At 70.3% G+C, this 24,305-nt stretch carries 22 protein-coding genes and 2 pseudogenes; 14 read left to right on the forward strand and 10 right to left on the reverse strand.

The genetic code is table 11. The features are described 5' to 3' along the window. Positions 1-263: 263 nt before the first annotated feature. The 5 genes from ACQPZQ_RS43930 (at position 264) to ACQPZQ_RS43950 (ending at position 5,057) form a co-directional block, all read left to right on the forward strand. The gene (locus tag ACQPZQ_RS43930; RefSeq protein ID WP_433290373.1) at positions 264-1,052 is read left to right on the forward strand and encodes an enoyl-CoA hydratase/isomerase family protein; all 789 of its coding nucleotides are present in this window, start codon (positions 264-266) and stop codon (positions 1,050-1,052) included. A 274-nt stretch (positions 1,053-1,326) separates the two neighbouring features. Next, positions 1,327-2,064 (forward strand): acetate uptake transporter family protein, encoded by a 738-nt coding sequence (locus tag ACQPZQ_RS43935; RefSeq protein WP_433290374.1) that lies wholly within the window; start codon positions 1,327-1,329, stop codon positions 2,062-2,064. Positions 2,065-2,109: 45 nt separating this feature from the next. Beyond that, positions 2,110-3,525, forward strand: coding sequence for an FAD-dependent oxidoreductase (locus tag ACQPZQ_RS43940; RefSeq protein WP_433290375.1), 1,416 nt, complete (start codon positions 2,110-2,112; stop codon positions 3,523-3,525). 158 nt (positions 3,526-3,683) lie between these two features. After that, a complete protein-coding gene (locus ACQPZQ_RS43945) occupies positions 3,684-3,986 on the forward strand; it encodes a DUF3040 domain-containing protein (RefSeq protein WP_433290376.1) in 303 nt (100 codons plus the stop codon). A gap of 6 nt (positions 3,987-3,992) precedes the next feature. After that, complete coding sequence (locus tag ACQPZQ_RS43950) at positions 3,993-5,057, forward strand: lysylphosphatidylglycerol synthase transmembrane domain-containing protein (protein ID WP_433290377.1); 1,065 nt, start codon at positions 3,993-3,995, stop codon at positions 5,055-5,057. On the opposite strand, the gene ACQPZQ_RS43955 is transcribed toward ACQPZQ_RS43950, so the two are convergent. Then, entirely contained in the window at positions 5,044-5,235 is a 192-nt protein-coding gene (locus ACQPZQ_RS43955; protein ID WP_433290378.1) for a hypothetical protein, read from the reverse strand. The genes ACQPZQ_RS43950 and ACQPZQ_RS43955 overlap by 14 nt on opposite strands. 151 nt (positions 5,236-5,386) lie before the next feature. Here ACQPZQ_RS43955 and ACQPZQ_RS43960 point away from each other — a divergent pair, with 151 nt between their 5' ends. Further along, positions 5,387-5,812 carry a DUF1810 domain-containing protein gene (locus ACQPZQ_RS43960; protein WP_433290379.1) on the forward strand — a complete coding sequence of 142 codons (426 nt, stop codon included), beginning with the start codon at positions 5,387-5,389 and terminating at the stop codon, positions 5,810-5,812. A gap of 9 nt (positions 5,813-5,821) precedes the next feature. Here ACQPZQ_RS43960 and ACQPZQ_RS43965 read toward each other — a convergent pair whose 3' ends face one another. Both ACQPZQ_RS43965 and ACQPZQ_RS43970 read right to left on the reverse strand, forming a co-directional pair. Beyond that, positions 5,822-6,220 (reverse strand): hypothetical protein, encoded by a 399-nt coding sequence (locus ACQPZQ_RS43965; protein ID WP_433290380.1) that lies wholly within the window; start codon positions 6,218-6,220, stop codon positions 5,822-5,824. Between the two features lie 71 nt (positions 6,221-6,291). Further along, positions 6,292-7,338, reverse strand: a complete 1,047-nt coding sequence (locus ACQPZQ_RS43970; protein WP_433290381.1) for an alpha/beta fold hydrolase — start codon at positions 7,336-7,338, stop codon at positions 6,292-6,294. A gap of 116 nt (positions 7,339-7,454) precedes the next feature. On the opposite strand from ACQPZQ_RS43970, the gene ACQPZQ_RS43975 reads away from it, so the two are divergent. Further along, a complete protein-coding gene (locus ACQPZQ_RS43975; RefSeq protein ID WP_433290382.1) occupies positions 7,455-10,883 on the forward strand; it encodes an ATP-binding cassette domain-containing protein in 3,429 nt (1,142 codons plus the stop codon). A 16-nt stretch (positions 10,884-10,899) separates the two neighbouring features. On the opposite strand, the gene ACQPZQ_RS43980 is transcribed toward ACQPZQ_RS43975, so the two are convergent. Next, positions 10,900-11,289, reverse strand: a complete 390-nt coding sequence (locus ACQPZQ_RS43980; RefSeq protein WP_433290383.1) for a YybH family protein — start codon at positions 11,287-11,289, stop codon at positions 10,900-10,902. A 43-nt stretch (positions 11,290-11,332) separates the two neighbouring features. On the opposite strand from ACQPZQ_RS43980, the gene ACQPZQ_RS43985 reads away from it, so the two are divergent. The 3 genes and pseudogenes from ACQPZQ_RS43985 to ACQPZQ_RS43995 all read left to right on the forward strand — a co-directional run bounded on the left by ACQPZQ_RS43985 (position 11,333) and on the right by ACQPZQ_RS43995 (position 12,977). Next, positions 11,333-12,094 (forward strand): class I SAM-dependent methyltransferase, encoded by a 762-nt coding sequence (locus ACQPZQ_RS43985; protein WP_433290384.1) that lies wholly within the window; start codon positions 11,333-11,335, stop codon positions 12,092-12,094. A 361-nt stretch (positions 12,095-12,455) separates the two neighbouring features. Then, positions 12,456-12,611, forward strand: a pseudogene (locus ACQPZQ_RS43990) (class F sortase); the annotation flags it as partial. Between the two features lie 90 nt (positions 12,612-12,701). Beyond that, positions 12,702-12,977: a hypothetical protein gene (locus ACQPZQ_RS43995; protein WP_433290385.1), complete on the forward strand. Its 276-nt coding sequence runs from the start codon at positions 12,702-12,704 to the stop codon at positions 12,975-12,977. On the opposite strand, the gene ACQPZQ_RS44000 is transcribed toward ACQPZQ_RS43995, so the two are convergent. Continuing rightward, positions 12,978-13,736 carry an SDR family NAD(P)-dependent oxidoreductase gene (locus ACQPZQ_RS44000; protein ID WP_433290386.1) on the reverse strand — a complete coding sequence of 253 codons (759 nt, stop codon included), beginning with the start codon at positions 13,734-13,736 and terminating at the stop codon, positions 12,978-12,980. 196 nt (positions 13,737-13,932) lie between these two features. On the opposite strand from ACQPZQ_RS44000, the gene ACQPZQ_RS44005 reads away from it, so the two are divergent. Beyond that, positions 13,933-14,820, forward strand: a complete 888-nt coding sequence (locus ACQPZQ_RS44005) for an AraC family transcriptional regulator (RefSeq protein WP_433290387.1) — start codon at positions 13,933-13,935, stop codon at positions 14,818-14,820. A gap of 45 nt (positions 14,821-14,865) precedes the next feature. On the opposite strand, the pseudogene ACQPZQ_RS44010 reads toward ACQPZQ_RS44005, so the two are convergent. Then, a pseudogene (locus ACQPZQ_RS44010) lies at positions 14,866-15,282 on the reverse strand (DUF6194 family protein); the annotation flags it as partial. Between the two features lie 159 nt (positions 15,283-15,441). Between ACQPZQ_RS44010 and ACQPZQ_RS44015 the strand changes: the two are divergent. Next, a complete protein-coding gene (locus ACQPZQ_RS44015) occupies positions 15,442-16,203 on the forward strand; it encodes a MerR family DNA-binding transcriptional regulator (RefSeq protein ID WP_433290388.1) in 762 nt (253 codons plus the stop codon). A gap of 32 nt (positions 16,204-16,235) precedes the next feature. Next, positions 16,236-19,370 (forward strand): ATP-binding protein, encoded by a 3,135-nt coding sequence (locus ACQPZQ_RS44020; protein ID WP_433299681.1) that lies wholly within the window; start codon positions 16,236-16,238, stop codon positions 19,368-19,370. 5 nt (positions 19,371-19,375) lie between these two features. Here the strand turns inward: ACQPZQ_RS44020 and ACQPZQ_RS44025 are convergent, their stop codons facing one another. From ACQPZQ_RS44025 to ACQPZQ_RS44040, 4 genes are all read right to left on the reverse strand, one after another. Continuing rightward, positions 19,376-20,242, reverse strand: a complete 867-nt coding sequence (locus ACQPZQ_RS44025; RefSeq protein WP_433290389.1) for a helix-turn-helix domain-containing protein — start codon at positions 20,240-20,242, stop codon at positions 19,376-19,378. A gap of 221 nt (positions 20,243-20,463) precedes the next feature. Beyond that, positions 20,464-21,255: an ABC transporter permease gene (locus ACQPZQ_RS44030; protein ID WP_433290390.1), complete on the reverse strand. Its 792-nt coding sequence runs from the start codon at positions 21,253-21,255 to the stop codon at positions 20,464-20,466. After that, positions 21,252-22,214 carry an ATP-binding cassette domain-containing protein gene (locus ACQPZQ_RS44035; protein ID WP_433290391.1) on the reverse strand — a complete coding sequence of 321 codons (963 nt, stop codon included), beginning with the start codon at positions 22,212-22,214 and terminating at the stop codon, positions 21,252-21,254. The genes ACQPZQ_RS44030 and ACQPZQ_RS44035 overlap by 4 nt, the downstream gene beginning before the upstream one ends. Positions 22,215-22,300: 86 nt before the next feature. Continuing rightward, a complete protein-coding gene (locus tag ACQPZQ_RS44040) occupies positions 22,301-23,527 on the reverse strand; it encodes a cytochrome P450 (RefSeq protein ID WP_433290392.1) in 1,227 nt (408 codons plus the stop codon). 98 nt (positions 23,528-23,625) lie between these two features. On the opposite strand from ACQPZQ_RS44040, the gene ACQPZQ_RS44045 reads away from it, so the two are divergent. Continuing rightward, complete coding sequence (locus ACQPZQ_RS44045; protein WP_433290393.1) at positions 23,626-24,276, forward strand: TetR/AcrR family transcriptional regulator; 651 nt, start codon at positions 23,626-23,628, stop codon at positions 24,274-24,276. The last annotated feature ends 29 nt before the right edge of the window (positions 24,277-24,305 follow it).

Genomic DNA, 24,305 nt, shown 5'->3' on the forward strand with positions numbered 1-24,305 from the left:
TGTGTCTTCGTCGGGCCACCTACCGAGTATCCGCACGCCGTCATGCGGGCCGCCACATGTCGGCCATGCCGCGCCGGGGCACGGCGGCGGGGGTCGCCGACCGCCGAGCCTCGTACCAGCGCTTGCGGGTGTCCGGCAGTCCCCGCGAGACGGGTGTCACTTATGCCCGGCAACGAGCCGTCACATGACGCCGACGCCGCACGGGTCCCGGGACTTTCACGGGTTCGATCGAGACGCCACGCCGCCGATCGTGCCTCTGCCAGATGCCCAGCACAGAGGAGACAGCGTTGGTCACCCCGGAGTACTTCGACAAATACGACAACCTCGCCTTCGGGCGAGACAGCGAGGGTGTGCTCCTGCTGCGCTTCCACACCGACGGGGGTCCGGTGGTGTTCACCGGCCGGACCCACCAGGACTTCCCGGCTGCACTCGAAGAGATCTCACTGGACAGGGACAACAGGGCCCTGGTCATCACCGGCACCGGCGACGCGTTCATGGATCAGATCGACGGGCCGAGCCTCGGGGAGATCTTCAAGCCTGCCGCATGGGAGAAGACGCGGACCGAGGGCTCGAAGGTGCTCCAGCGTCTGATCGAACTGCCGATGCCCGTGGTCGGCGTCGCCAACGGGCCCGCGACCGTCCATTCCGAGTATCTGCTCCTCTCCGACATCCATATCGCGTCGGAGCGGGCGACGTACGGCGACTCCCCACACCCCGAGTTCGGCATTACCGGCGGCGACGGCGTGCAGGTCGCCTGGGAGGAGATCGCGGGAACGGCCCGCGCCAAGTGGCTGCTCTGGACGGGCGAGCAGATCGACGCGCAGACAGCCCTGCAGTGGGGAGTCGTGAACGAGGTGGTCGCCCATGACCACGCCCTCGAGCGCGGCGTGCAGGTCGCCCGCAGCCTTGCCGCGAAACCGGCTCTCTATCGCGCCCTGCAGAAGCAGACGCTGAACGCCAACCTGCGCCGCCGGATCCTCCAGGACGTCCCGTTCGGAATGGCGCTCGAAGGTCTCACCGCGGCCGACCTGCCCTACCAGAACCAGACGTGACACCCGGGCCTATGTCACGGCTCCTACAGGTCGTCCGCCCCCAGCGGTGTGTTGTCCCGGGTGCACGGGACCGGCACCCGGGACGACACGCCAGAGACTTCCACGGGTGCGATGGGCGTGGCCGGAAGGTGACGCTGAAAGGGATACACGGCCCCCGGATGAACGGTCGCGAGCCGTGACGAGGTCCCCATATCGCGCCGGTGGGACACCGGCGAAGGGAGACGCACGCAGAAAGACGATCCGACACGAAACATCTGGAGGAGAAGTGAGCACGATGACCAACGGACGCACAGCCGACGCCGACACCGCCGACCACGCCTTCTGGCGTGACCACAGCACCATCGTGCTGTCACCAGTCGCCGCACCATCCATCCTCGGACTGTTCGGCTTCGCCGCCGCCACCTTCATGGTCGCCGCCAACCTGGCCGGCTGGTACGGCAGCACCGACACCCCACTGGTCCTGTTCCCCTTCGCCCTCACCGCGGGCGGCATCGCCCAATTCCTCGCCGGCATGTGGGCCTACCGCGCCCGCGACGCCATCGCCACCGCCATCCACGGCATCTGGGGATCCTTCTGGATCGCCTACGGCCTCTACACCCTGCTCATCGCACTCGGCGCCCTCCCACCAGCCACCACCGGCAGCGGCAGCGCACCCGGAGCCTTCGGACTCTGGTTCGTCGTCCTCGCCGCCATCACCTGGGTCGGCGCCATCGCCGCCACCGCCGACAACACCGCACTCACCGCCCTGCTGGTCATGCTCGCCGCCGGCTCCACACTCCTGGCCATCGCCCTGCTCGCCGCCACCCCCACCGTGCTGGTCATCGGCGCCTACCTGCTCATCATCAGCGCCCTCATCGCCTGGTACCTCGCCGCCGCACTGATGCTCGAAGCCGCCTTCAACCGGCCCGTCCTGCCCACCGGAAAGCGACACACCCTGCAGGCCGCCGACGTCCTGACCAGCAACCCGATCCAGTACGCCGCAGGCGAGCCCGGCGTCAAGGTCGGGCAGTAGCTCCACTCCCCATCGGACAGATCGACCTTCGAAGAACTGGACACCATGGACACCACGGACAAGACCCTGTACGCCGACGTTCTCGTCATCGGGTTCGGCAAGGGCGGCAAGGTCACCGCCGCGACGGTCGGCGGCCTCGGAAAGCGTGTGGTACTCGTCGAGCAGTCGGACCAGATGTACGGGGGCACGTGCCCCAACGTCGGTTGCGTGCCGACGAAAGCGCTCGTTCACCACTCCGGCAAACGCCGGTCGGGCGACTCGGTGAAGGATTTCTACGAGCGTTCCGTCCAGCACGTCGAGGCGCTGACCTCGCTGTTCCGCAGCGGCAACTACGACGCATTGAACAACGCCGACACCATCACCGTGATCACCGGGCGGGCCACTTTCGTTGACCCGCACACCGTCGCTGTCGGAGTGGGCGAAGACCGGCTCACCATCGTCGCCGAGAAAATCCTGATCAACACCGGCTCCGAACCGGTCATTCCGGATATCACCGGGCTGCGGGGCAGCAAGTACGCCCTCACCAGCACCGACCTGATCCACACGACGGACCTGCCGGAACGGCTCGCGATCCTGGGCGGCGGTTACCTCGGCATCGAGTTCGCGGCCATCTACGCCCGGTTCGGTTCGCACGTCACCGTGTTCGAGGCCGCGCCGAAGATTCTCGGCCGCGAGGACGACGACGTCGCTGCCGTCGCCGAGGACATCCTCGCGGGCGAGGGCATCGAGATCATCACCGGCGCGCGCGTGCTGGAGATTCGCGACGGTGAGAACGATGCCACCGTCGTCTTCGAGAACGGGGGCCTGGAGCACACCCAGGAGGTCGACGCGATCCTCGCCGCCACCGGCCGTGTGCCGGCGACCCGCGGCCTCGGGCTGGAGGCTGCCGGCGTGCGGACCACGTCGCACGGAGCCGTCGAGGTCGACGAGTACCTGCGCACGAGCCAGCCGCACATCTACGCGCTCGGGGACGTCAACGGCGGCCCGCAGTTCACCTACATCTCCCTCGACGACAGCCGCATCGTGGTGGACCAGCTCGTCGGTGAGGGCAGGCGCTCGACGGCGGACCGGGTGGCGGTTCCCCGCACCTTGTTCATGACCCCGCCGTTCGCGTCCGTGGGGCTGACCGAGAGGGAGGCACGCGAAGCGGGACACCTGGTGAAGATCACGAGCCAGCCGGTCGCCGAGATCGTGGCGATGCCTCGCGCGTACGCCGTCGAGGAGACCCGGGGAATCATGAAGTTCGTGATCGACGCCTGGACGGACGAGATCCTGGGCGCCGCGCTCCTGAGCATCGACGCGCAGGAGCTCATCAACACGGTCACTCTCGCCATGCGATACGGGATCAAGGCGACCCAACTCCGCGACGCGATCTACACCCATCCCAGTTCGACGGAAGCGTTCAACGACGTGCTCGCCACGGTCGTGCGCGTGGACGAGCCGCACGGGTCACATGCCTGACCATCGACGCATATCGGTCGATCAAGCCCGATACGGATCCGGCCACCGATCGGCTCAGGTACCACGAAGCGGTGAAGCCATCGAGAAGTCGACAGCAAAGGCCTTGCCGCATTGCCACCCACGTATACTCAGTTCAAAACGATCAGACGGCGGAACAGATGTCCCTTGATCACAATGAATTCCTACAGCTGAGCCGGATTGCGGATTTCACGAGAAGGAGTGATCCCGAGCTCGTCCGCAGGCTCGCTGCGCCCATGGGGCCGCGCCGCCGACTGTGGGCGACCAGGGCGTCCTCCGTCACCCTGGCGGTGTGTGTGCTGCTGGGGCTGGTCGGACTCGTGACCGGCGTCACCGCGATCGCTGTCGCGGGAGGGCTCACCCTGCTGACCGTCTACCCGCTTCTTCTCATCGTGGCGAAGGAGCGGCCGCTCCACCGGACCACCGGACCGGATGGGAAGTAGAGCGCGTTGGCCTGGGGAGCGTTCATCAAGAAGCACTGGCAGACGGCGCTGCACTGGGTTGTTGTGGGCGCCGCTGTCGGCTACCTGGCCTGGCTGGTTCCGGGACTGGTAGGCCAGGCGGACGAGGCCTTCGGTTCGCTCGACCACCTCCGCTGGGGATGGCTGTTCGTCGCGATCCCGTTCGGCGTCTCGGCGCTGGTGGTGTACGGCGAGCTGCACCGGCAGCTTCTCCTCGTCGGCGGGGCCCGGCTGTCGGTCCCGACCGTCCAGGGCATCAACTTCGTCGAGAACGCGGTGTCCACCACGATCCCCGTGGTCGGCGGGGCAGGCGCCATCCTGTACGCGATCGACCAACTGCGGCGCCGCAAGGTCGACTCGGCCCTGGCCTCGTGGTCGGTGCTGGTGGCCGGGGTGATCGCCACACTCAGCCTGCTGGTACTCGGTTCGGTCGGCCTGGGGGTCGTGGGCCGCATCCCCCTGGTCCTCGGCATAGCGCTCGCGGTGGTCATCGCGCTCGGCGCCGTGGGCGCGTGGAAGCTGCTGACCCATCCCGAGGTGTTGCGCCACGGCGTGCGCGGGCTGGTGTTGGTGGCCCAATGGGTGCCGGGGGTGTGCAAGACCTGCCGGGCCGCGTGGGCCGAGCGGGCCGACCAGGTCTCCCGGCGGCTGTCCGCCCGTCTCACGGTGCTGCAGCCGAGCGGCCTGCGCTGGCTCGGCCTGATCGCGATCGCGGCCTCTACGTGGGTGCTGGACTTCCTCAGTCTGGCCGCCAGTGTCGCGGCGGTGGGCGCTTCAGTGCCGTGGGGCGGGCTTCTGGTGGGCTTCCTGCTCGTGCAGGCCAGCATCGCTCTGCAGATCTTCCCCGGCGGCGCCGGGCTGGCCGAGACGAGCTTGCTCGCGCTGCTGCTGGCCTCCGGCGTGCCCGCGGCGCAGGCGGCCGCCAGCGTGCTGATCTACCGGTTGATCACGTGGCTCGGTCTCGCGTTGATGGGCTGGCTGGTGTACGCGCTGTGGATCCACACCGCTCCACTGCATCTGCACCGCCACGCGCCGGAGCTCACTCCTGCGTGAAGCCGGAGTCCCTACCGTCGGTGTGCGTCGCTCGGACGGCCTCCTCCGCCAGCAGGTGACCGCACCGCCAGCAGCGCTCCGGAGACTCCGGCGTCGGCATGGCGCGGCACTCCGGGCACAACTGGTCGAGCCAGCACACGGAATCGCCCCCGTCGCTGGGGCCGTCGAGATCCGGCATGAGGCGATCGTAGAACAAACGTGCGGCGCCAGAATGAACGAATATGCGTTCCTGATTCCGGCCCCAATTCTACGGGGCCGGAATCGTCATGCTCTCGTGCTTCTCGGGTCCGGATTGACGCCGTCGGGGGACACCGACGAACCTGCGTGGGGTGACCGACCCGTTCGACCTCAACCGCTTCGTCGACGCGCAGGACGCCGGCGGCACCTACGACCTGGCGCTGCGCGAACTGCGCGCCGGCCGCAAGCGCGGCCACTGGATGTGGTTCGTCTTCCCGCAGATCGCCGGGCTCGGCCTGAGCGAGACGTCCCGGCATTTCGCGATCTCCGGTCTCGCGGAGGCCCAGGCCTACCTCGCCCACCCGGTACTCGGGCCGCGCCTCATCGAGTCGGCCTCGGCTCTCGCCGACCTCGACGGCGTGAGCGCGCTGCAGGTGTTCGGGCCGGTCGACGCGCAGAAACTGCGATCGTCGATGACGCTCTTCGCCCGCGCGGCGCCGGACCAGCAGGTGTTCCGCGATGTGCTCGCCCGGTATTTCGGAGGCGAGCCGGACGAGGCCACGACCAGCCGGCTGTGATGCGCGACGTCACAACTGCACCTGGCGGTGGAGCCGGAGAAAGGACTCGGCCCGCAGCAGCCGTCTCACCACGGCCCACGTCGCGGTCCCGAAGTACGGTCGCGCGTCGGCCGTGGTGATCAGTTCTGGCCGGTCGAGCCGGTGGTCGACGCCTTTCCATGTGAGGACGCAACCGCCGGCCGCGAGCACGTTCTGTGCCCAGTTCGTGCGGGGGCCCCAGGGCAGCACGATCACGAAGGCGTCAGCCGTGGCCCGAACGGCGACCGGCACGGACAGCGCCCGTCCTGTCCTGCGGCCACGGTGGTGCACCACCGCCCACAGGGGGAAGAAGCGCCGCCCGGCCAGTACACGGGCGATGGGGGCGCTCGCCTTGGCCATCGTGGGCGGGGTGGATCGCGTCGTCGTCATGCTCGTGATCGTCCTGTCGCCGACTGCGTCCCGCATCGAGGTCGCCCGGTAGGACCGATGGCGGAAATCCGTCAGGCGATGCCACGACGCAGCGCATAGGCCGTCGCATCGGCCCGGCCCCTCGCGCCGATCTTGCGGTACAGGTTGGCGGTGTGCCGCTCGACGGTGTGCACCGTGATCCCGAGGCTGCGGGCGATGCCCGCGTTCGACTCGCCTGCCGCCACCAACCGGAGCACGTCCAGTTCGCGTGCGGTCACGCCGTCGGCAGGAGGGGTGGCGGGCACCGCGGGTGGGACGACGTCACCGCCGGTCAGGAAGCGGGTGACCAGCTCCAGGTCCCCGCGGGCGTTCGCCATGAACAACGTCGGCGACGAGCCCTCCAGCTCGACCAGCCGGCCGTGCGGGAGGGCCTCGGCGAGCCGGCGGGACACCTCCACCGGGATCTGCCGTTCTCCCTGGCGGTGCAGGACGAGCGTCGGTGCGGCGACCTCGGGCAGCCGATCGGTGACGTCGATCGCCGCGGCGGCCGCGAACCATGCCTTGGCGACGCTTGGCGCGGCCGCGCTGCGGAATCCCTCGGCGACCAGGCGCCCTGACTCTCCCGCGGCCCACCCCAGCCACGCGTGCGCAGCGGTGTCGGCGAAGAGATCCCAGTCCTGGTCGACGAGCGACAGCAACGCCTGCGTCTGCACCGGACTCATCGCATCGCGCAACCGGGCCGCCCCGCCGAAGAGAACCATTCGCGTGACCTGCCGCCGGTGCTCGGCCGCGAAGGCGATGGCGGTCGTCGTGGAGTGGTAGTAGCCCAGCAGCGCCGTCGTCTCGAGCCCGGCCGCCGTGACCACCGCGTCCAGGTCGCGCAGGTGCGCGTCGAGGTCCAGCTCATTCGGGTCGATCCGGCGGTCGGAGCTGCCCATGCCACGCCCGTCGTAGAGCACCAGGGTCATCGACCGCGCGAGGTGCTCGTAGGCGGCCCGCAGCACCGGCACGCGCCACTGGGCTCGCAGGTTGCCCAGCGACGGCAGCCACACGACCGCCGGCCCCCGGCCGAGCACCTGGTAGGCGATCGTCACGCCGTCGCTGGTGCGTGCGTAGTGCAGGTCGGGACCAGCCTCCACCGGAGGAGTATCCCGCCGGAAAACCCGAAGCGGACAACGGTGCACGGACGCTAGCGTTTCGATCCGAACATCATCAGCGGTCTCGGTGGACCGGACGGTGCGAAGGGCGGAGGAACGTGCGCGTTCAGCCGCTCACCTGGCGACGTCTGGCCGGGCCGATGTCGGCAGGCGCCGTCGTCGTGGCGATCGTCGCGGCCGCCGCCGAAACCCTGGCCGCCGTCGTGGCCGGCCAGGTGGCCGCGGGCCCCACCGCATGGCTGGTCGCACTGCTCGCCTGCCTGTTGGTCGGATCCAGCCTGCTCGACACCGCCGGGCGCACCGCCTTCTCCGGGGTCGTCGGGCGTGCCGAGGGCCGGCTGCGTGCCGATCTGCTGCACGCCGCTCTCCACCAGCCGCTGCCGGCACTGGAGGACCAGGCCGTCGGCGAGGTGCTCGACCGCGTCGACGACGACGCCCGTCAGGCAGGCGTCCTGTTGCGGCGCACCGGGTGGCAGCTGGGCCGCGCCGCGCTGCGCTCGGTGCTGGCCTGGGTGGTCGCCGGGCTCGCGTGGTGGCCTGCGTGGATCGGGTTCCCGGTGGTGGGGCTGCTCGCCGTGGTCGTGGTGCGAAAGCTCACCCCGGTCGTGGCCGATCGCAAGGTCGCCGAGGAAGCCGCCTGGTCCGACCACTCCGCCCAGCTGGAAGAGGCCATCGCGGGTCGGGACGATGTGCGGTCCTCCCTCGGCCAGCCGCACGTCGTGCGCCAGTACGCGCGGCTCGCGCAGCGGGTGCTGCTCCGCGCCGCCGCCACGTGCTCGGCCTCCACCCAGGTCGGCCTGCGCACCGGCCTCGTGGTGCACGCCGCGCTGGCCGCAGTCGCGGTGAGCGGCGCCGCGCTGGTCGGTGGAGGCCAGCTCGGAGTGGCCGGGCTGGTCACCCTCTGGCTGCTGGTCACGACCTTCGCCGGACAGCTCAACCAGGTCACCAACCATCTGCCGGAGGTGCAGGCGGGCCTGGGCGCCCTGCAGCGGATCGGCGGGCTGCTGTCCGCTCCCCAGGAGCCCACCGGCGGCGCGCCCGTACCGGCCGGCCCGGCCGCCGTGGAGTTCCGCGACCTGACCGTCGGCTATCCCGGGGGCTTCGCCCTGCGCTCGGTGGACTTCTCGGTGGCCGCGGGAACGACATGCGCGCTGGTGGGGCGCACCGGCGCCGGCAAGTCGACGCTGGCCAAGCTGCTGTCGCGGGCGATGGAGCCACCGCCCGGCACGGTGTTCGTCGCCGGTCAGGACGTCACGGCGACGGCGATCGACGACCTGCGGCGCGCGGTCGGCGTGGTCACGCAGCGCACCGAGATCCTCGCCGCCACGCTCGAGGAGAACATCACCCTGTTCAGGGACGTCCGGCGCGCCGACGTCGAGAGGGCCGTCGAAGCCCTCGGGCTGACCGAGTGGGTGCGGTCCCTCCCACAGGGCCTCGGTACGCGGCTGGGAACCGGCGGCAGCACCTTGTCGGCGGGTGAGGAGCAGCTCGTCGCGTTCGCCCGGCTGCTGGTCCGTGACGTCGCGGTCGTGGTCCTCGACGAAGCCACGGCGCGGATGGACCCGCAGACCGAGCGCCTCGTCACCCGGGCCGCCGACCGGCTGCTCACCGGGCGCACCGGCGTCGTCATCGCCCACAGGTTGTCCACCACGCGGCGCTGCGACTCCGTGGCGGTGCTCGACCGGGGGCGCGTCGTCCAGCACGGCCCCCGCGTCCGGCTGGCCGACGAGCCCGGGCCGTTCCGAGAGCTGCTGGCCGCATCCGGGGAGAGCGAGCCCGCCGCCGACGCCGGGGTTCTGGTCAGCCGTGGTGAGCGCCGGGAACGCCCGCCGCCGCCCGCGCCCGCCCCGCCCGGCTTGACCCGCACCGTTCTGGCGATGCTGCGCGCCTATCCGCGCTGGGGTGTGGTCGGTGCGTTCGGGTTCCTCGCCTCCTCGCTGCTGGGTTGCTACGGCGCGGTCACGGGGTGGCTGTGGGGTCTGGTGGTCACCGCCCTGGAGCGGGGTTCCACGCCGTGGGTCACGGCAGGCGCACTCACGGCGTCGCTGCTCTCGGCGCCGGTGGCCATCGCGCTGGCCTTCCGCACCTACCCGCTGTGGTGGGGGGCGGTGACGCTGCGCATGCGCCTCGCCGTGATGCGCGGACAGACGATGCAACGCCGGCTCGTCCGCACGCCTCCGGGGGAGGTCGTCGCCCGCGCGCTCGACTCGGACCGGCTGGTGATCTACGCCGACCGGTGGGTCGACGTGATCAACGGTCTGCTCATCGTGCTGGTCACCGCCGTCGTCGGGCAGAGTCTGCTGGCCGGAGCGGTGATCGGTGGGGTTCTGGTGGTGTCCGCGGCGGTCTCGGCGCTGGGTGCGCCCCTTGCCGGAGCGGCGGGTCGCGAGGCCGGGGATGCACGCGCCCGCTTCGGCACGTCACTGGTCTCGGCCTTGGACGCCGCCCGCACGGTGAAGCTCGCCGCGGCGACGTCCGCGGTACAGGCCCACCTGGCTCACGTCGACGCGGGGCGGGTCACGGCGGTGGTGCGCGAGAACCGGGTGCGCACGCTGCTCGACGGCGTGCCCGGGCTGCTGGTCCAAGTCGGCGTGGTGGTGGCGTGGACCGCGCACCTGACCGGGGTGTGGGACCTGGCCACCGCGCTGCTGGTGAGCACCGCGGTGTCCGGCTCGGGCTGGTTCGGCACGGTGTTCGGCGCCGCGGTGACCGAGGTGCCCGTGGCCCGGCGCTGGCTCAACGCGGCGACGGACCTGTCAGGAGGCGCCGACCTGATGACCCTGCCGCCGGGCGTGGACCTCGCCTCCGGCACGGCACCGGCACCGCCCCTCGCCGGCCGGGTGCCGTTGAAGCGGCTCAGCCTGGAGGACGTGACCGCCGTCCACGACGACGGCACCGTCGGCACCGACGGCGTCACCCTCGACATCGACGCGGGCTCCCTGGTGCTGCTGACGGGTCGGGTGGGATCGGGCAAGTCAAGCCTGCTGGCCAGCCTCGCCGGACTCGTCGACCACGAAGGCAGCATCCGGTGGAACGACGTCGAGATCGACGACCCGCAGCTCTTCCTCCGACCGGGCCAGGTCGCCTACGTCGGCCAGGTGCCGCGGGTGCTGTCGGGGTCCTTCGCCGACAACATCGCGCTCGACCACGAACGCGAGTTCCAGGACGCCGTTGCGGACGCCCGGCTGCAGACCGACGTGGAGGAGGCCGGCGGCCACGGCGCGTTGGTCGGCCACCGCGGGGTGCGCCTCTCCGGCGGCCAGGTTCAGCGGCTGGCGCTGGCCCGTGCCCTGGCCACCGGAGCGGAACTCCTGGTCGCCGACGACGTCTCGTCCGCACTCGACGCGCGTACCGAGGTGGAGCTGTGGGAGGCCTTGCGCCGTCGCGGAGTGACGGTCGTGGGGTGCAGCTCCAAGCAGTCCGCCCTGTCCCGTGCCGACTGCGTCGTCGTCCTGGAGGAGGGACGGGTGGTCGCCACCGGCCCTTGGTCCCAGCTCTCCGGTCAGTGGGCGCACCTCGCGGGCTGACCTGGCGAACTCCCGATCACGCAGGCAGCAACGCCGTCCCGAACGGATTGTCGATCACGTACCGCCAGACGCCATCGGCGCCGCGCCGGGCGACGTCCGTGGCCGTGCCGTGGAGATGGACAGCTGTGCCGTCCGGCGCGGTGCCACGAAGGGACCAGTCCACGATGAGCAGTGCGATGTCTCCGGCGACGTAGACGTGCCTCGGCCGCGCATCCATGGGCAGTGCCATGTCGAGCAGGTAGGCATTCGCCGCCGACCGTTCAGGACCGGTCACCGGAAATCCGGGGCGAGGAACCAGCACGCCCTGAGGCTCGTACGCCTGCTCGAGAGCAGCGGCGTCACCGTCATTGAAGGCGGCCAGGAATGTGGCGACGAGGTGAGCGGGATCGTCATGAGAAGTCGTCATGACCTCGATAGCGTATCGCAGCAACCTCTGCGAGCCTGACTGCATGCGGGCCGCGATCAACGATCCCTACCAGACGTTCGGCCGGGGCTACGGTCTTCAGCGCCGCCCGGATCCTCGAATCCAGGCCCTGGTCAACAGTGCGCTGGGCGACGCCACCACCGTTGTGAATGTCGGCGCGGGAACCGGCTCCTACGAACCCGTCGATCGCCGGGTGCTCGCTGTGGAGCCCTCGGTGACCATGCTCGCCCAACGTCCGCCCGGCGCGGCCCCGGCCGTACGAGCGACGGCGGAGGCGATCCCGCTCGCCGACAGAGCAGTGGATGTCGGGCTCGCGATCCTCACCGTCCATCACTGGGTCGACGCAGAAAATGGCCTCGACGAGCTCGTCAGGGTCTCCCGGCGCCAGGTCGTGCTCACGTGGGATCCGGCCATGATGTCGAGGTCGTTCTGGTTGATCAGCGAGTACCTGCCGGAGATCGGACGACGCGAGGCCGGCGCCGCCGCCCTCGGCGCCGTCACCGCCGGGCTCTCCCGCCACTACGGGGAGGTCGAAGTCCGGCCCGTACCTGTCCCCGCGGACTGCACGGACAGCTTCCTCGCTGCGCACTGGCGTCGCCCGCACGCCTACCTCGACCCGGCCGTCCGGGCAGCTGCTTCCGGTATCGCCGCTCTCCCGCCCGAGGTCGTCGGCGCAGCAATGCAACACCTGACCGACGACCTGGCCGGCGGACGTTGGCAGCAGCGACACCACGACCTCCTCGAACGGGAGGACCTCGACCTCGGCTACCGCCTCGTGATCACCTGACGCCCTGGTTTTGATCGCCGCGAGGGTGGCCGATGCGCCCTCTCGAGGGCGGGAACCTGATCTCGGAACGATCATCGCTCCAAGATCGCCACGAGATGCGCGTGTGCGCCCTCTTGGGGGCGAAAAGCCGGACCTCGGAACGATCATGCGCCGGCCGTGCCGGCCGGGACCGACAGATGGCGGTGATCGCCACGGCGGCCGTCCGCTCGGACTGGACCAACGTGCCGTTCGCCCGGCAGGGGACCTCCGCACCCCCGGGGCGCGCCTTATCGGCCGGACGAGCGGCGCGGTCCGATAGGACTGCACGAACGTGACGTTCGTTCAACGGATTCGGCGTGATCGTCGCGGCTGGCATTACGGGCAGTACCCGAAGGACCGCGTCCCCACCCAGGAGGTCTACGGCGACGTGGCGGGCGCCGAACTCCGCCTGATCACCTGCGGCGGCGAAGTCGACCGCGAGGCCCGCAGCTACCGCGACAACATCGTCGTCTACGCGGCTCTCGTCAGCTCGGCCTGACCCTCCGGACAGGGGGCGTATCAGCGCCGCGGCCGCACCCCTCGGTACTGATCAACAGGGTCATTCCGGTTCGGACACGAGGGGGATGCTGTGGCTGCCGACGGGGAACGCCTCCAAGAGAAAACCCGCAAGGCCTCGGTGCGCATACGCAAGAGTCTCAAGCAGGCAAGATCCCATGTTGCGACGGCCTATGGACCTTTCAAAGAATCATTTAGCACATTTACCCTGCTCGGCCAGGCGCTGGAGAAGAACAAGTCATACTCGAGCCATTACAAGGAGCTGCAGGCGGCGCTGAAAGGCGTGGAAGCAGCAATCGCCCGCGCCGAAGCCGCATGTGACGCGCTCGATGCCGCGCCGAAGCCGTAGCTAGAGGTTGTGGCCGCCGGACACCGCGATCTCCTGACCGGTGATCCAGCGGCCCTCCTCCGAGAGCAGCATGGCGATGACCATGCCGACGTCCTCGGCTTCGCCGACGCGGCCGAGCGCCGTCTGCGCCGCAAGCTGCGGGATCACCTCGGGATACTTCGTGAACGCGTCATCGGCGAGTCGGGTGCGCGTCGGGCCGGGCGCGACGGAGTTGACGCGGATGCCGCGGGTGCTGAACTCCTTGGCCATGTACCGGGTCAGCACCGTGAGGCCGCCCTTCATCGACGCGTAGGCCGAGTACCCGGGCTCGACGCCGGTGACGAGCGCGCTGGTGCTCGTGGTGTTGACGATGGCGCCGTTGTCCTCCAGCAGTGGAAGCAGCGCCTGGGTGAGGAAGTACGGGCCCTTGAGGCTGACGCGCATGAACGCGTCGAACAGATCCTCGGTCGTGTCCTCGAACATGCACATCTGCCCGAAGCCGGCGTTGTTCACCAGCGAGGTGAATGTCCTGGCACCCCAGGTCTCGGCGAGAGCCTCCGCCACGGCGTGGGTGAACATCGGAAAGCTGTGGCTCTCGCCGACGTCCAGCGGGAGCGCGACGGCCTTGCCGCCGAGCTTCTCGATCTCGGCCACGGTCTCCAGTCCGCCCTCCTTGTTCCTGCCGTAGGTGAGGATGACGCCGAAGCCGCGCTTGGCCAGCTCTACGGCCGTGCCCCGACCGATGCCCGAGCTGCCACCGGTGACGATCGCGATGGACATGAACTGCCTCTCCGCTTGATGGATGCGCTGCCGTCGGCCTGGATTTCCGGGTCTCGATCGCAGCGGCGCTACTCGTCAAGCGAAGCAGCGCGGGCGCGGAAAGCTGTAGGGCAATCCTCCCGGGCTCTTGCACAATCCTGCTTTTGTCGCCAGAAGCAGGCTGGGCGTTGCAACGGGTCGATGCTTGGATCGAGCCATGCCCCTCGACGAGTTGCGTGCGCTCATCACCCGGCACGCGCGCGAGGCCGAGACCACCGCGATCGACGGTGTGCTCGTGTCGGTGGCGGAGGAGCCGGCCGCGCCGACCGCTTCCACGTCCGGCACCGTGCTGGCGCTCATCGCACAGGGAGCGAAGCGCCTCGTGCTCGGCGATCGGGTCCTCGACTACCGGGCGGGGCAGTATCTCGTGGCCTCCGTCGACCTTCCGGTCACCGGCCAGTTCACCGAGGCCAGCCCCTCGGAGCCCGCCCTCGGGTTCGGGCTCACGCTGCGCCCGTCCGTCATCGCCGAGCTGCTCCTGGACCCTGCCGCGGGCCAGTTCCCACGCGGCCACCGAGCTGCAGCGGCCCCGCCGGGTATCGCGGTCAGCAACGCGTCGTTCGAGCTCATCGACGCCGCCGTGCGTATGTTGCGGCTGCTCGATCGACCCCGTGACCTGCCCATGCTCGCGCCGATGATCGAACGCGAGATCCTCTGGCTGCTGATCACCGGAGATCAAGGTGCCACCGTCCGCCAGCTCGGACTCGCGGACAGCAGCCTCACCCACGTCAACCGGGCCGTCCGCTGGATTCGGGACCACTACGCCGAGACGATCCGTGTCGACGATCTCGCCCGGCTGTCACAGATGAGCTCGTCGGCCTTCCATCGCAGCTTCCATGCGGTCACCTCGATGAGCCCGATCCAGTTCCAGAAGCAGATCCGCCTGCACGAAGCCCGCCTGCTCCTCGTCGTGCGTCCCGACGACATCGCCGGCGTCGCCTACACCGTCGGATACGACAGCCCCTCGCAGTTCAGCCGCGAATACCGCCGCCACTTCGGCACGCCGCCGAGCCACGATGCCACACGCCTGCGCACCTCGATCTGAAACCGGGCCGGATGGACGGCATTCCGTGCGGGCGTGACGATTCTCGTGCTTACGCGCCGCGAAAGCGTGGGCGACAGTGAGCAGTTCCTGCACCAGGCCGAGCGTGTGCTCCCCCGGGTTCAGCACACATACCCAGTACTGCGCCCCGTAGACGGGATGCGGCATCACCTGATCCATCGCGGTGTAGTCGAACGACTGCTCGAGAGAGCCCGCACCGTCGCGGCGGGAGGGCGGAGCACCGAAGCGCGCCACGTACTCGGCCTTCGGCAGCCCGATGTTCAGCCGGTACGCCGACGGCCGGTCGAGTTCGGAGACCTGGTCGTACCGATCACCTGTGACGATCGTGGCGAACGGGAACCGCCGGTCGTCCGGCTGGTCGCTCGGGTCGTACATGAAGAACGAGTCTCCGGAGGCCCGGACCTCGACCACACCCTCGAAGCCGTCCATGACATAGGCGGCCATCGCATCGGCGTCCACTCGGAATCCTTTCAACGTCCAACCGGTACGGCTTCAATTCTCTCATTGAATTGCTAATTGAGACTTCGCCACAAATAGCCACAGAACAGCGCCGTTGGCCTCGGGGAAACCCTCAACTCCGAGGACAGCCCATATGCTCACGGCGTGATCAGCGCTCGATCAGCGGGAGAGCCGGAGCGCCGGTGGCGCCTGGTGGAGCTGGCCCGAATGGCGGGAGTGTCGCCCCAGCAGGTGCGCAACTACATCGACACCGGTCTCCTGCCGCCCGTCGAACGCACGGCGAGCGGCTACCGGATCTTCACCGCGCGCCACGCCGAGGCGCTCGTGACGGCTCGGCAGATCGCGGCGGGCCACGGTTGGGAGCGAGCTCGCGTCATCATGAACGCGGTTCACGAAGGTGACGTTGCTGCCGCGCTCGCTGCCGTCGACGCCGGGCACGCCGACCTCGCGCGGGAGCGAGCCGGCATCGCGGCCGCCGCCGAGGCGTTCGCCGCCGCCGCAGCCGCCGATCCGCCGCCGTCATCGCGCCGGAACGCGCTCATCGGACAGCTCGCCCGCGCCATCGGGGTGCGCCCGCCCGTGCTCCGGTTGTGGGAGCAGCGCGGCCTGCTGCACCCCACCCGCGACAGGGCCACCGGCTACCGGATCTTCGAACCGGCGGAGCAGCGCACGGCGCATCTCATCGCGGTCCTGCGCCGCGGCAACGTCCCGTTCGCGATCGTCCACCCCGTCGTCGAGACGATGCGGGCCACCGGCAGCACCACCCGCGCGCTGGCCGAACTCGCCCGCCGCGACGCGGAGATCGAGCAGACCAGCAGGAGACGCCTGCAGGGTTCGGCCGCGCTGCTGGCCTATCTCGACCACGAGCGCGGCGACGCACGGGCGCTCACCGGCCCGCCGCCATGACCGGGTCCGGCCTCTAACCTGTGCCGGTGACCATGGAGCTGATCCTGCTGTCGCGGGTGTCGTTCCGCGGTCGAGAGATCAGCAGCCCGCGGATCCGAGCCCTGATCGCGCTGCTCGCCGACGATCTACGCACTGGCTCCAGCACGGCCCGTCTCGTGAACGGACTCTGGCCGGAGGAGCAGCCCGAGAACCCGACCAAGGCGCTCCAGGTGCTCGTCTCCCGCGCCCGGGCACAGCTGGGCACGGAGGTCATCCTGAGCACGCCCACCGGCTACCGGCTCTCACTCGGTGAGACGCAGGTCGACGCGTCGGCCGTCCGGCTCCACGCGGCGGCGGCCGCCCAGCACTCCCGCGACGGCGACCACGCCGAGGCGCTCGCGGAGGCGCAGGCAGGGCTCGGCCTGTGGGACGGCACCGGCGACGGCGTGCCCGACGACCCGGTGTCGGCCCTGCGCACCGAGCTCGTCCCGGCCCACCGGTCGCTGGCGCGGACCCGTGCACTGGAGCTCTCCCGGCTGGGTCGCCACGCCGAGGCGCTCGACGGCCTCACCGGGCTCCTGCGGGAGCAGCCGCGTGACGAGGAGGTGCTGCTCGGACTGCTGCGCTGTGAAGCGGCGACGGCGGGGCCTTCGGCCGCTCTGACCAGGTACGACGCCTACCGCCGCGGGTTGCGCGACGAGCTCGGCACCGATCCCGGCGCGCCGCTGCAAGCGCTGTACGACCAGCTCCTGCGGAGCGCGGCGCCCCAGGTCCGCCGGGGTGTCGTGCACGAGCCCAACCCCCTGCTCGGCCGCGACGACGACGTCGCCGCGGTGACGGCCCTGCTCCGCACGTCCCGGGTGACGTCGATCGTCGGGCCGGGCGGGCTGGGCAAGACCAGGCTCGCGCACGTCGTGAGCCGGCAGGCGGAGCAGCGAGTCGTGCACTTCGTCGGGCTCGCCGGCGTCACGGCGGACGACGACGTCGCCGCCGAGGTCGCATCGGCACTCGAGGCCGACGAGACCCGGCGGGGCTCACTCGGCTATCGCGCCCTCCACCCTGACCTCCTCACCAGCCTTCTCACGTCTCTCGGAACCGGCCCCACGCTGCTGGTTCTCGACAACTGCGAGCACGTCCTCGACGGTGCGGCGGAGCTCGTCCAGACGTTGGTGGCAATGACCGCCGAGCTGTGCGTCCTCACCACGAGCCGCGCCCCGCTCGGCCTCTCGTCGGAATCGGTGTACGCGCTGCCGGAGCTGGACCTGCCGACGACGGTCGAGCTGTTCCGTCGCCGCGCACGGGCCGCACGGCCCGGTGTCGACCTGCCCGCCGCGGCCGTGACGGAGCTGTGCCGGCACCTCGACGGGCTGCCGCTCGCCGTGGAGCTGGCCGCTGCCCGGGTGCGGGTGCTGTCGGTCGCGGAGATCGCCAGGCGGCTCGAGGACCGCTTCGCGCTGCTGCGCGGCGGCCCCCGGGACGCACCGCAACGGCACCGCACCCTGCACGCCGTGGTCGGCTGGAGCTGGAACCTTCTCGATCCCGCAGCTCAGGCCGCGATGCGGACCCTGTCGACCTTCCCCGACGGATTCGACGCCACGGCCGCGCAGCATCTCCTGGACGACGGCGACGCCCTGACCATCCTGGAAGACCTGGTGGATCAGTCTCTGCTCAAGGTCGTGGACACGGCCATGGGCACGCGTTTCCGGATGCTCGAGACGGTGCGCGAGTTCAGCGCGGCCCGCCGTGACGAGGCCGATGAGGACGCTCACGCCGTCGCCAGGTTTCTTGCCTGGGCCCGCGACTTCGGCGTCGCCCAGCACGAATCGCCGCTCGGAGCCGACCCCATCGGCGCAGCGGCCCGGATCCGCGTGGAGCAGGACAACCTGCTGCAGGCAATGCGGCTCGGGCTGGTCCGCGACGACGGCGCCACCGTCGCCGCCACCGCGGCCGTGCTGGCCGTGCTGTGGCTCGTCGAGTCCAACCACGCCCGGCTCACTGCGCTGACCGAGGAGACCAGCCGGATCCTGTCGCACTTCCATCCGGCGCCCGAACTCGTCGAGGTCACGCGGACGGCCGCGGCGATCTCCGCCGCAGGCACGTTCATGATGGACGGACCTCGCGCGGGACGCCCGCTGGTCGTCCTGCGCCGGCTTCCGCCCGCCCGGCCGGACACGCCCGCGCGTGCCATCGCGGCGTTGCTGCTGCAGGCCCGGCAGCTGGCGGACCACACGGTGCTCGATGCGCTCTGCGCAGATCCCGAGCCGTGTCTCGCCGGGGCTGCCAACGGTGTCGCCAGCTATGTCCGTGACCACGCGGGCGATCGGCCCGGTGCCATCGCAGCCGCCGAAGGGATGGTCGCCGCGTTCGACGGTCCGGCACGCCCGTGGCTCAGGGCAATGGCTCACGCCCGGCTCTGCGAGCTGCTCATGCAGGAGGAGCGTGCGGCCGAGGTCCGGTACCACCTGGAGGAGGCCAAGCTCCTGGGGGAGCTGGGACTGTTCGAGAACGGCATCCGGTGGTCCCGGGTGATCGCGGACCTGCAGCTCGGCGACGTCGACCAGGCAGAGCGTTCGTGGAAGGAGGCGAGCTCCGACGTGACGGAGGAGGCGGTCCCGCCCTTCCGCGAGGACCTCGCAACGCACGCGGAGATTCTGCTCATGCGCGGCGAGATCGACGCCGGTCTGGAGCTCTGGCGCTACACGGTCGAACGCCTGCGGGACGCCGGGGGCGAGCCGACCGGCTTGGGACCGTGGCTGGTCGAGATCCTTGCCACCGTCGTCGTCGCCCACGCCCAGCACGGCAGGCTCGATCTCGTCGAGGAGATCACCGCCGAGCTGCCGCGAACGCTCACGACGTTGCTCACCCATCGCGCCGATCCCCAGCCGACGTACTACGTGGAACGTGCACTCCACGGAGCGCTGCTGCTCGCACTGGGCATGGTGGACATCGACCGCGGCAGGCGCAGCGCCGACCGCGACGCCAGGGCGTCCGGGGTGCGGTTGGTCGCGCTCGCGGAACGGTGCCACTTCGTCCGCACCTTCCAGCCGACGATGTCCTCCGCCCGGGCCCGCGCCGCTGCCGAGCAGGCCGACGCGGCGGGGTACGCCGACGCGACGGCGGCGTACGCACGGCTGGATCGCGACGAACTGCCGGCCGCCGCCCTTCGTGCGCTGGCGCAACGGCCCTGATCCCGCTACGGCTCGTCGGCCACCGGCGCTGCGGTCGCAACGCGGGTGCGAGCCGACGGCGGCTTCATCAGGTGGGCGAGCAGTTGGAGCCGTTCGTAGGACGGTGACCCCAGCTCCGCGTGGTACGTGATCAGCATCTGGTCGGGCGCGCCCGGCAGCGCGAGCTTCTCGTAGTGGAGATCGAGCGGGCCGACCTGAGGATGCAGGAATCCGGTGATCCCGCTCGTCCTGAGGCGGACGTCCTGGCGGGCCCACAGCATCCGGAACCGTTCGCTGCTCAGGCTGAGTTCGCCGATCAGCTCGGCGAGTCTCGGGTCGTCGACACCGGCCCCGACGATCGACCGCAGGTACGCGACGGTCTTCGCGGTCATCTCGTCCCAGTCACGGTAGAACTCGCGCATCTCCGGTTCGAGGAACGCCGCGCGCAGCGGGTTGACGCCCGGCGCGAAGAACGGCGAGAGCGCCACGGCCATCGCGTTCGCGGCCAGCACCGTCATGAGGCGACCCTGGACGAGCGCCGGGGTGGTGGTCCAGTTGTCGATCAGGCTCTGGAGGCTCGGGCTGACCCGCTCCGGCCGAGGAGGTCTGCGTCGGGGCGTCCGCCCGGTGCTGGCGAGCTCGTGCAGGTAGATCTCCGCGTCGGCATCGAGCTGCAGGGCGCGGGCGAGACCGTCGAGCACCTGCTCGGACGGATGGCGGTCCCGGCCCTGCTCGAGGCGCAGGTAGTACTCGGCGCTGATCCCGGCGAGCAGCGCCACCTCTTCCCGTCGCAGTCCGGGCACCCGCCGGCGGGCCCCCGCGGGCAGACCGACCTCGTCGGGGCGCAGCCGTTCGCGGCGTACCCGCAGGTAGTCGCCGAGTTTGCTGCTCATCACCACACTGCCAGGCTAGAAGCCATTGAGCGCCGCGTCCTGTTCCTGCTGGTACTAGTGCCCTGAGGGACTCACCGTCGCGGAGGGTTCGGGCCAGCGAGGCTCCGGTGTTCGAGGAGCGACCCGCCACGCCGGGTGGCGGGTCGCTCCCTGCGCCCTGGATCAGTCCGACGCCGAGCGGCTGTGGACCGTCGCACCGGAGATGGTGTCCTGACCTCGCCCTACCGGGCCCGTTCACGGTTGAAGAGCCGCCGTGCCCGCAAGTAGCTGAACAGGCCGATCACGACGCACCAGCCGAGCGCCAGCACTGCGCTGTTGCCGATCGCGGTTCCCATCAGCAGGCCGCGCAGGGTCTCGATGACCGGGGTGAACGGCTGGTACTCGGCGAACCAGCGCAAGACCACCGGCATCGAGTCGGTCGGGACGAAACCGCTGCCCAGGAAGGGCAGGAGCACCAGGAACATGGGGGTGTTGCTCGCCGTCTCGACGCTCTTCGCGGCCAGGCCCAGCGTGACCGAGAGCCAGGTGAGCGCGAGCGTGAACAGCACGAGCAGACCGGCCACCCCGAGCCATTCGAGCAGGTCTGCGGTCGGGCGGAACCCCACGAGGAGCGCGATCGCGATCACCACCACCATGGCGAACAGCGTCTGGATCATGCTGCCGACCACGTGACCGGTCAGGACCGACGCCTTCGAGATCGCCATCGTGCGGAACCGGGCGATGATGCCCTCGGTCATGTCCATGGCCACCGAGATCGCGGTGCCCTGGGCCGCCGCGGCCACGGTCATCACGATGATCCCCGGCACGACGTAGGCGATGTAGTCGGCCCGGCCTCCCATCGGGCCCCCGAGCCCGGCACCGAGCGTCCCGCCGAAGACGTAGACGAACAGCAGCAGGAAGACGACGGGCATCCCGACGAGCATCAGCGTCAGCGACGGGTAGCGGACCATGCGCCGGACGTTGCGCCGCAGCATCGTCCGTGAGTCACGGACTGCGTAGGACATGGTGGTCATCGGGCCAGCTCCTTCTGCTGCTCGGCCGGACGGCCGGTGAGGGACAGGAAGACGTCGTCGAGATCGGGGGTGTGCACGGTCAGCTCGTCCGCCTCGATGCCTGCCCCGTCGAGGTGGTCGAGCAGGGCACGCAGCGAGCGGACGCCGCCGTCGCTCGCGACCTGCAGGGTGAAGGTGTCGTCGTCGCGCGTGGAGCCGGGGAACGCCAGGGCGGCCGCTGCGAGCCGCCCGGGGTCGGTGAACCGCAGGCTGACGTGTCCGCCGGGCACCATCCGCTTGAGCTCGGCCGGGGTGCCCTCGGCCACCAGCCGTCCGTTGTCGAGGAGCGCGATCCGGTCGGCGAGTTCGTCGGCCTCGTCGAGGTACTGGGTCGTCAGGAAGATCGTGACGCCACCGGCGACGAGCTCGCGGATGATCTCCCACATCGTGCGGCGGGTACGCGGGTCGAGGCCGGTGGTCGGCTCGTCGAGGAAGATCACGCGCGGGTCGCCGACCAGGGTCATCGCCAGGTCGAGCTTGCGCCGCATGCCTCCGGAGTAGGTGGCGGGCGCCTGCGCGGCCGCCTCCACCAGGTCGAACCGCTCCAGCAGCTCCCGGCTGCGTCGCCTGCCCTCCCGCCGCTCCAGATGATGCAGGTCGGCCATCAGGAGGAGGTTCTCCTCGCCGGTGAGGAGGTTGTCCACCGCGGAGAACTGCCCGGTCACGCCGATCGCGGCGCGCACGGCGTCGGGATCACGGGCGAGATCGTGACCGGCGATGCGGATCTCCCCGGCGTCGGCGGTGACGAGCGTCGAGAGGATCTGGACGGTGGTGGTCTTCCCCGCACCGTTCGGGCCGAGCAGCGAGAAGATCGTCCCCGCCGGAACGTGCACGTCGATGCCGTCGAGCACGAGCTTGTCGCCGAACGATTTGCGTAGCCCCGTCGCCGCGATCGCGGCCGGGAACGATGTGGTTGTCATTGTGTCCTCGCGTGTCCTGTGGCGCTGGCTGCCACGACCGCGAAGAGCGTGCGGCCCGCCGCATTCACGGCGGTTTCACTTCGGTTTCAGCGACTTTCGCTGCCGAAACCCGGCACCGCGACCACCGGGAGACGACGGGTCCCGTAGGCGATCTGCCCGAACGGCTGCAGGCCTCCGTGCGGTCGGCCGGGGTCCAGCTCGACGACCAGCCGCCGGAAGCGGGCTAGCAGCCCGTGGACGGCGACCCGGGCTTCGAGCCGGGCCAGCGGCGCGCCGATGCAGAAGTGGACCCCGTGGCCGAAGGAGAGTTGGCTCGGTCCCCGGATGCCGCGGTCGAGATCGAAGCGTTCGGGATCGTCGTGGGCGCGGGGGTCGTGGTTGGCGGAGAGGACCCAGAGGGTGACCATGGCACCGGCCGGGATGGTGCGACCTGCGAGCCGGGTGTCGACGGTGGTGATCCGCGGCAGCTGGGCGAACGGCGGGCGCAGCCGCAGCACCTCCTCGATCGCGTCGGGCACACGCTCGGGAGCGGCGCGCAGGTCGTCCCACAGGTGCGGGTGCTCGCTGAAGGTCCGGACGATGCTGCCGAGCAGGGTCGTGGTGGTGATGTGCCCGGCCAGCAACAGGCTGAATGCGAAGTTCGATGCCTCGGTCTCGTCGAGCGTGCGGCCGTCGACCTCGGCGGTGACGAGGCGTGAGATCAGATCGTCGCCGGGGTCGACGAGGCGATGCCGGACCTGGTCGCGGAAGTAGGCGACCATCGGCGCGACCACCTCGCTGAGGCGAGCGGCAGCCTCCGGGTCGGAGGGGTCGCCTACCTGCACGTCGAAGAGCTGGTCGGTCCACTCCCGGAACCTGGCGTGATCGCCAGGCGGCAGGCCGAGCAGCTCGGCGATGACGGTGACGGGCAGCGGAAAGGCAAGGGCGTCGACCAGGTCGAACCGCTCGCCGGCCCTGTCGAGGAGGCCGCGGGTGATCTCCTGGATGCGCGGTTCGAGCGCGGCGACCGAGCGCGGGGTGAACGCCGAGCTCATGACCTTCCGGAGTGCGTGGTGCTCGGGAGGATCGATCTGGGTCAGCATCCCCGGCGTGGGAGCCGCCCCCTCGACGGCGCGGGTCATCTCGGAGGAGAAGGTCGCCGTGTCCCGCAGAGCTGCCAGCACGTCGTCGTGCCGGAAGACGTGGAACACGCCGTACCGATCGGCCCAGACGGGGTGCTCCTCGCGCATCGTGGTCAGCCAGTCGAACACGACGGTGTCGTCGGTGAGGTCGGGTGCCAGGTCACCGGGAAGGTGGGTGGCCGGAGTGGTCATGATGTTCTCTCCCTCTTTGCGATCGCCGTTCGCTAACGTCGTTCGCAAACGTATCCGATCGAGTACGGTGTTCGCAAACAATCGACAGAGGAGGTGCGATGGAGTCCGAGGTGATCTGGCTGCGCCCCGAGAAGTCCGGCGTGGGACGTCCGGCGCAGCGCAGCAGGGCCGAGATCACCGAAGCAGCCGTCCGGCTCGCCGACCGCTCCGGCCTCGACGCGGTGTCCATGCGCCAGGTCGCGGCCGAGATCGGTACCGGCGCGGGTTCGCTCTACCGCTACGTCGACACCCGGGACGACCTGATCGATCTCATGGCCGACCACGTCTCCGGGGAGTACGAGCTCGGCACACCGACCGGCGACTGGCTCGGTGATCTCGTCGAGGTCGGACTGCAGGCACGGGAGATCTACCGCCGGCATCCCTGGATGGCAGACCTGGCCATCAGCCACCCGGTCGTCGGCCCCAACGCGATCGAGGTGATCGAGCACGTCCTCGCCGTGCTCGCCGATCACCCGGTCAGCGACGGCGACAAGCTCATCGCCTTCGCGATGCTCAACGCCGTGGTCGCGTCGGTGGCCCAGAACGAACTCTCACCGACCGACCGCTCCGCCGGCGCGCGCCGATACGTCGCCCACGTGGCCGCGGAGGGAAAGCATCCTCACCTCGCGGCCCTGGAGTTCCCCTCACCGCCCACCGAGGATCCGTTCCCCGAGATCCTCCGGCGGGTACTCAGCGGCCTTCTCGCCTAGCGCCGAGGACACTGGACGTTGATCCGCGG

The organism is Pseudonocardia sp. CA-142604, assembly GCF_050948475.1.
Taxonomy (GTDB): domain Bacteria; phylum Actinomycetota; class Actinomycetes; order Mycobacteriales; family Pseudonocardiaceae; genus Pseudonocardia; species Pseudonocardia alaniniphila.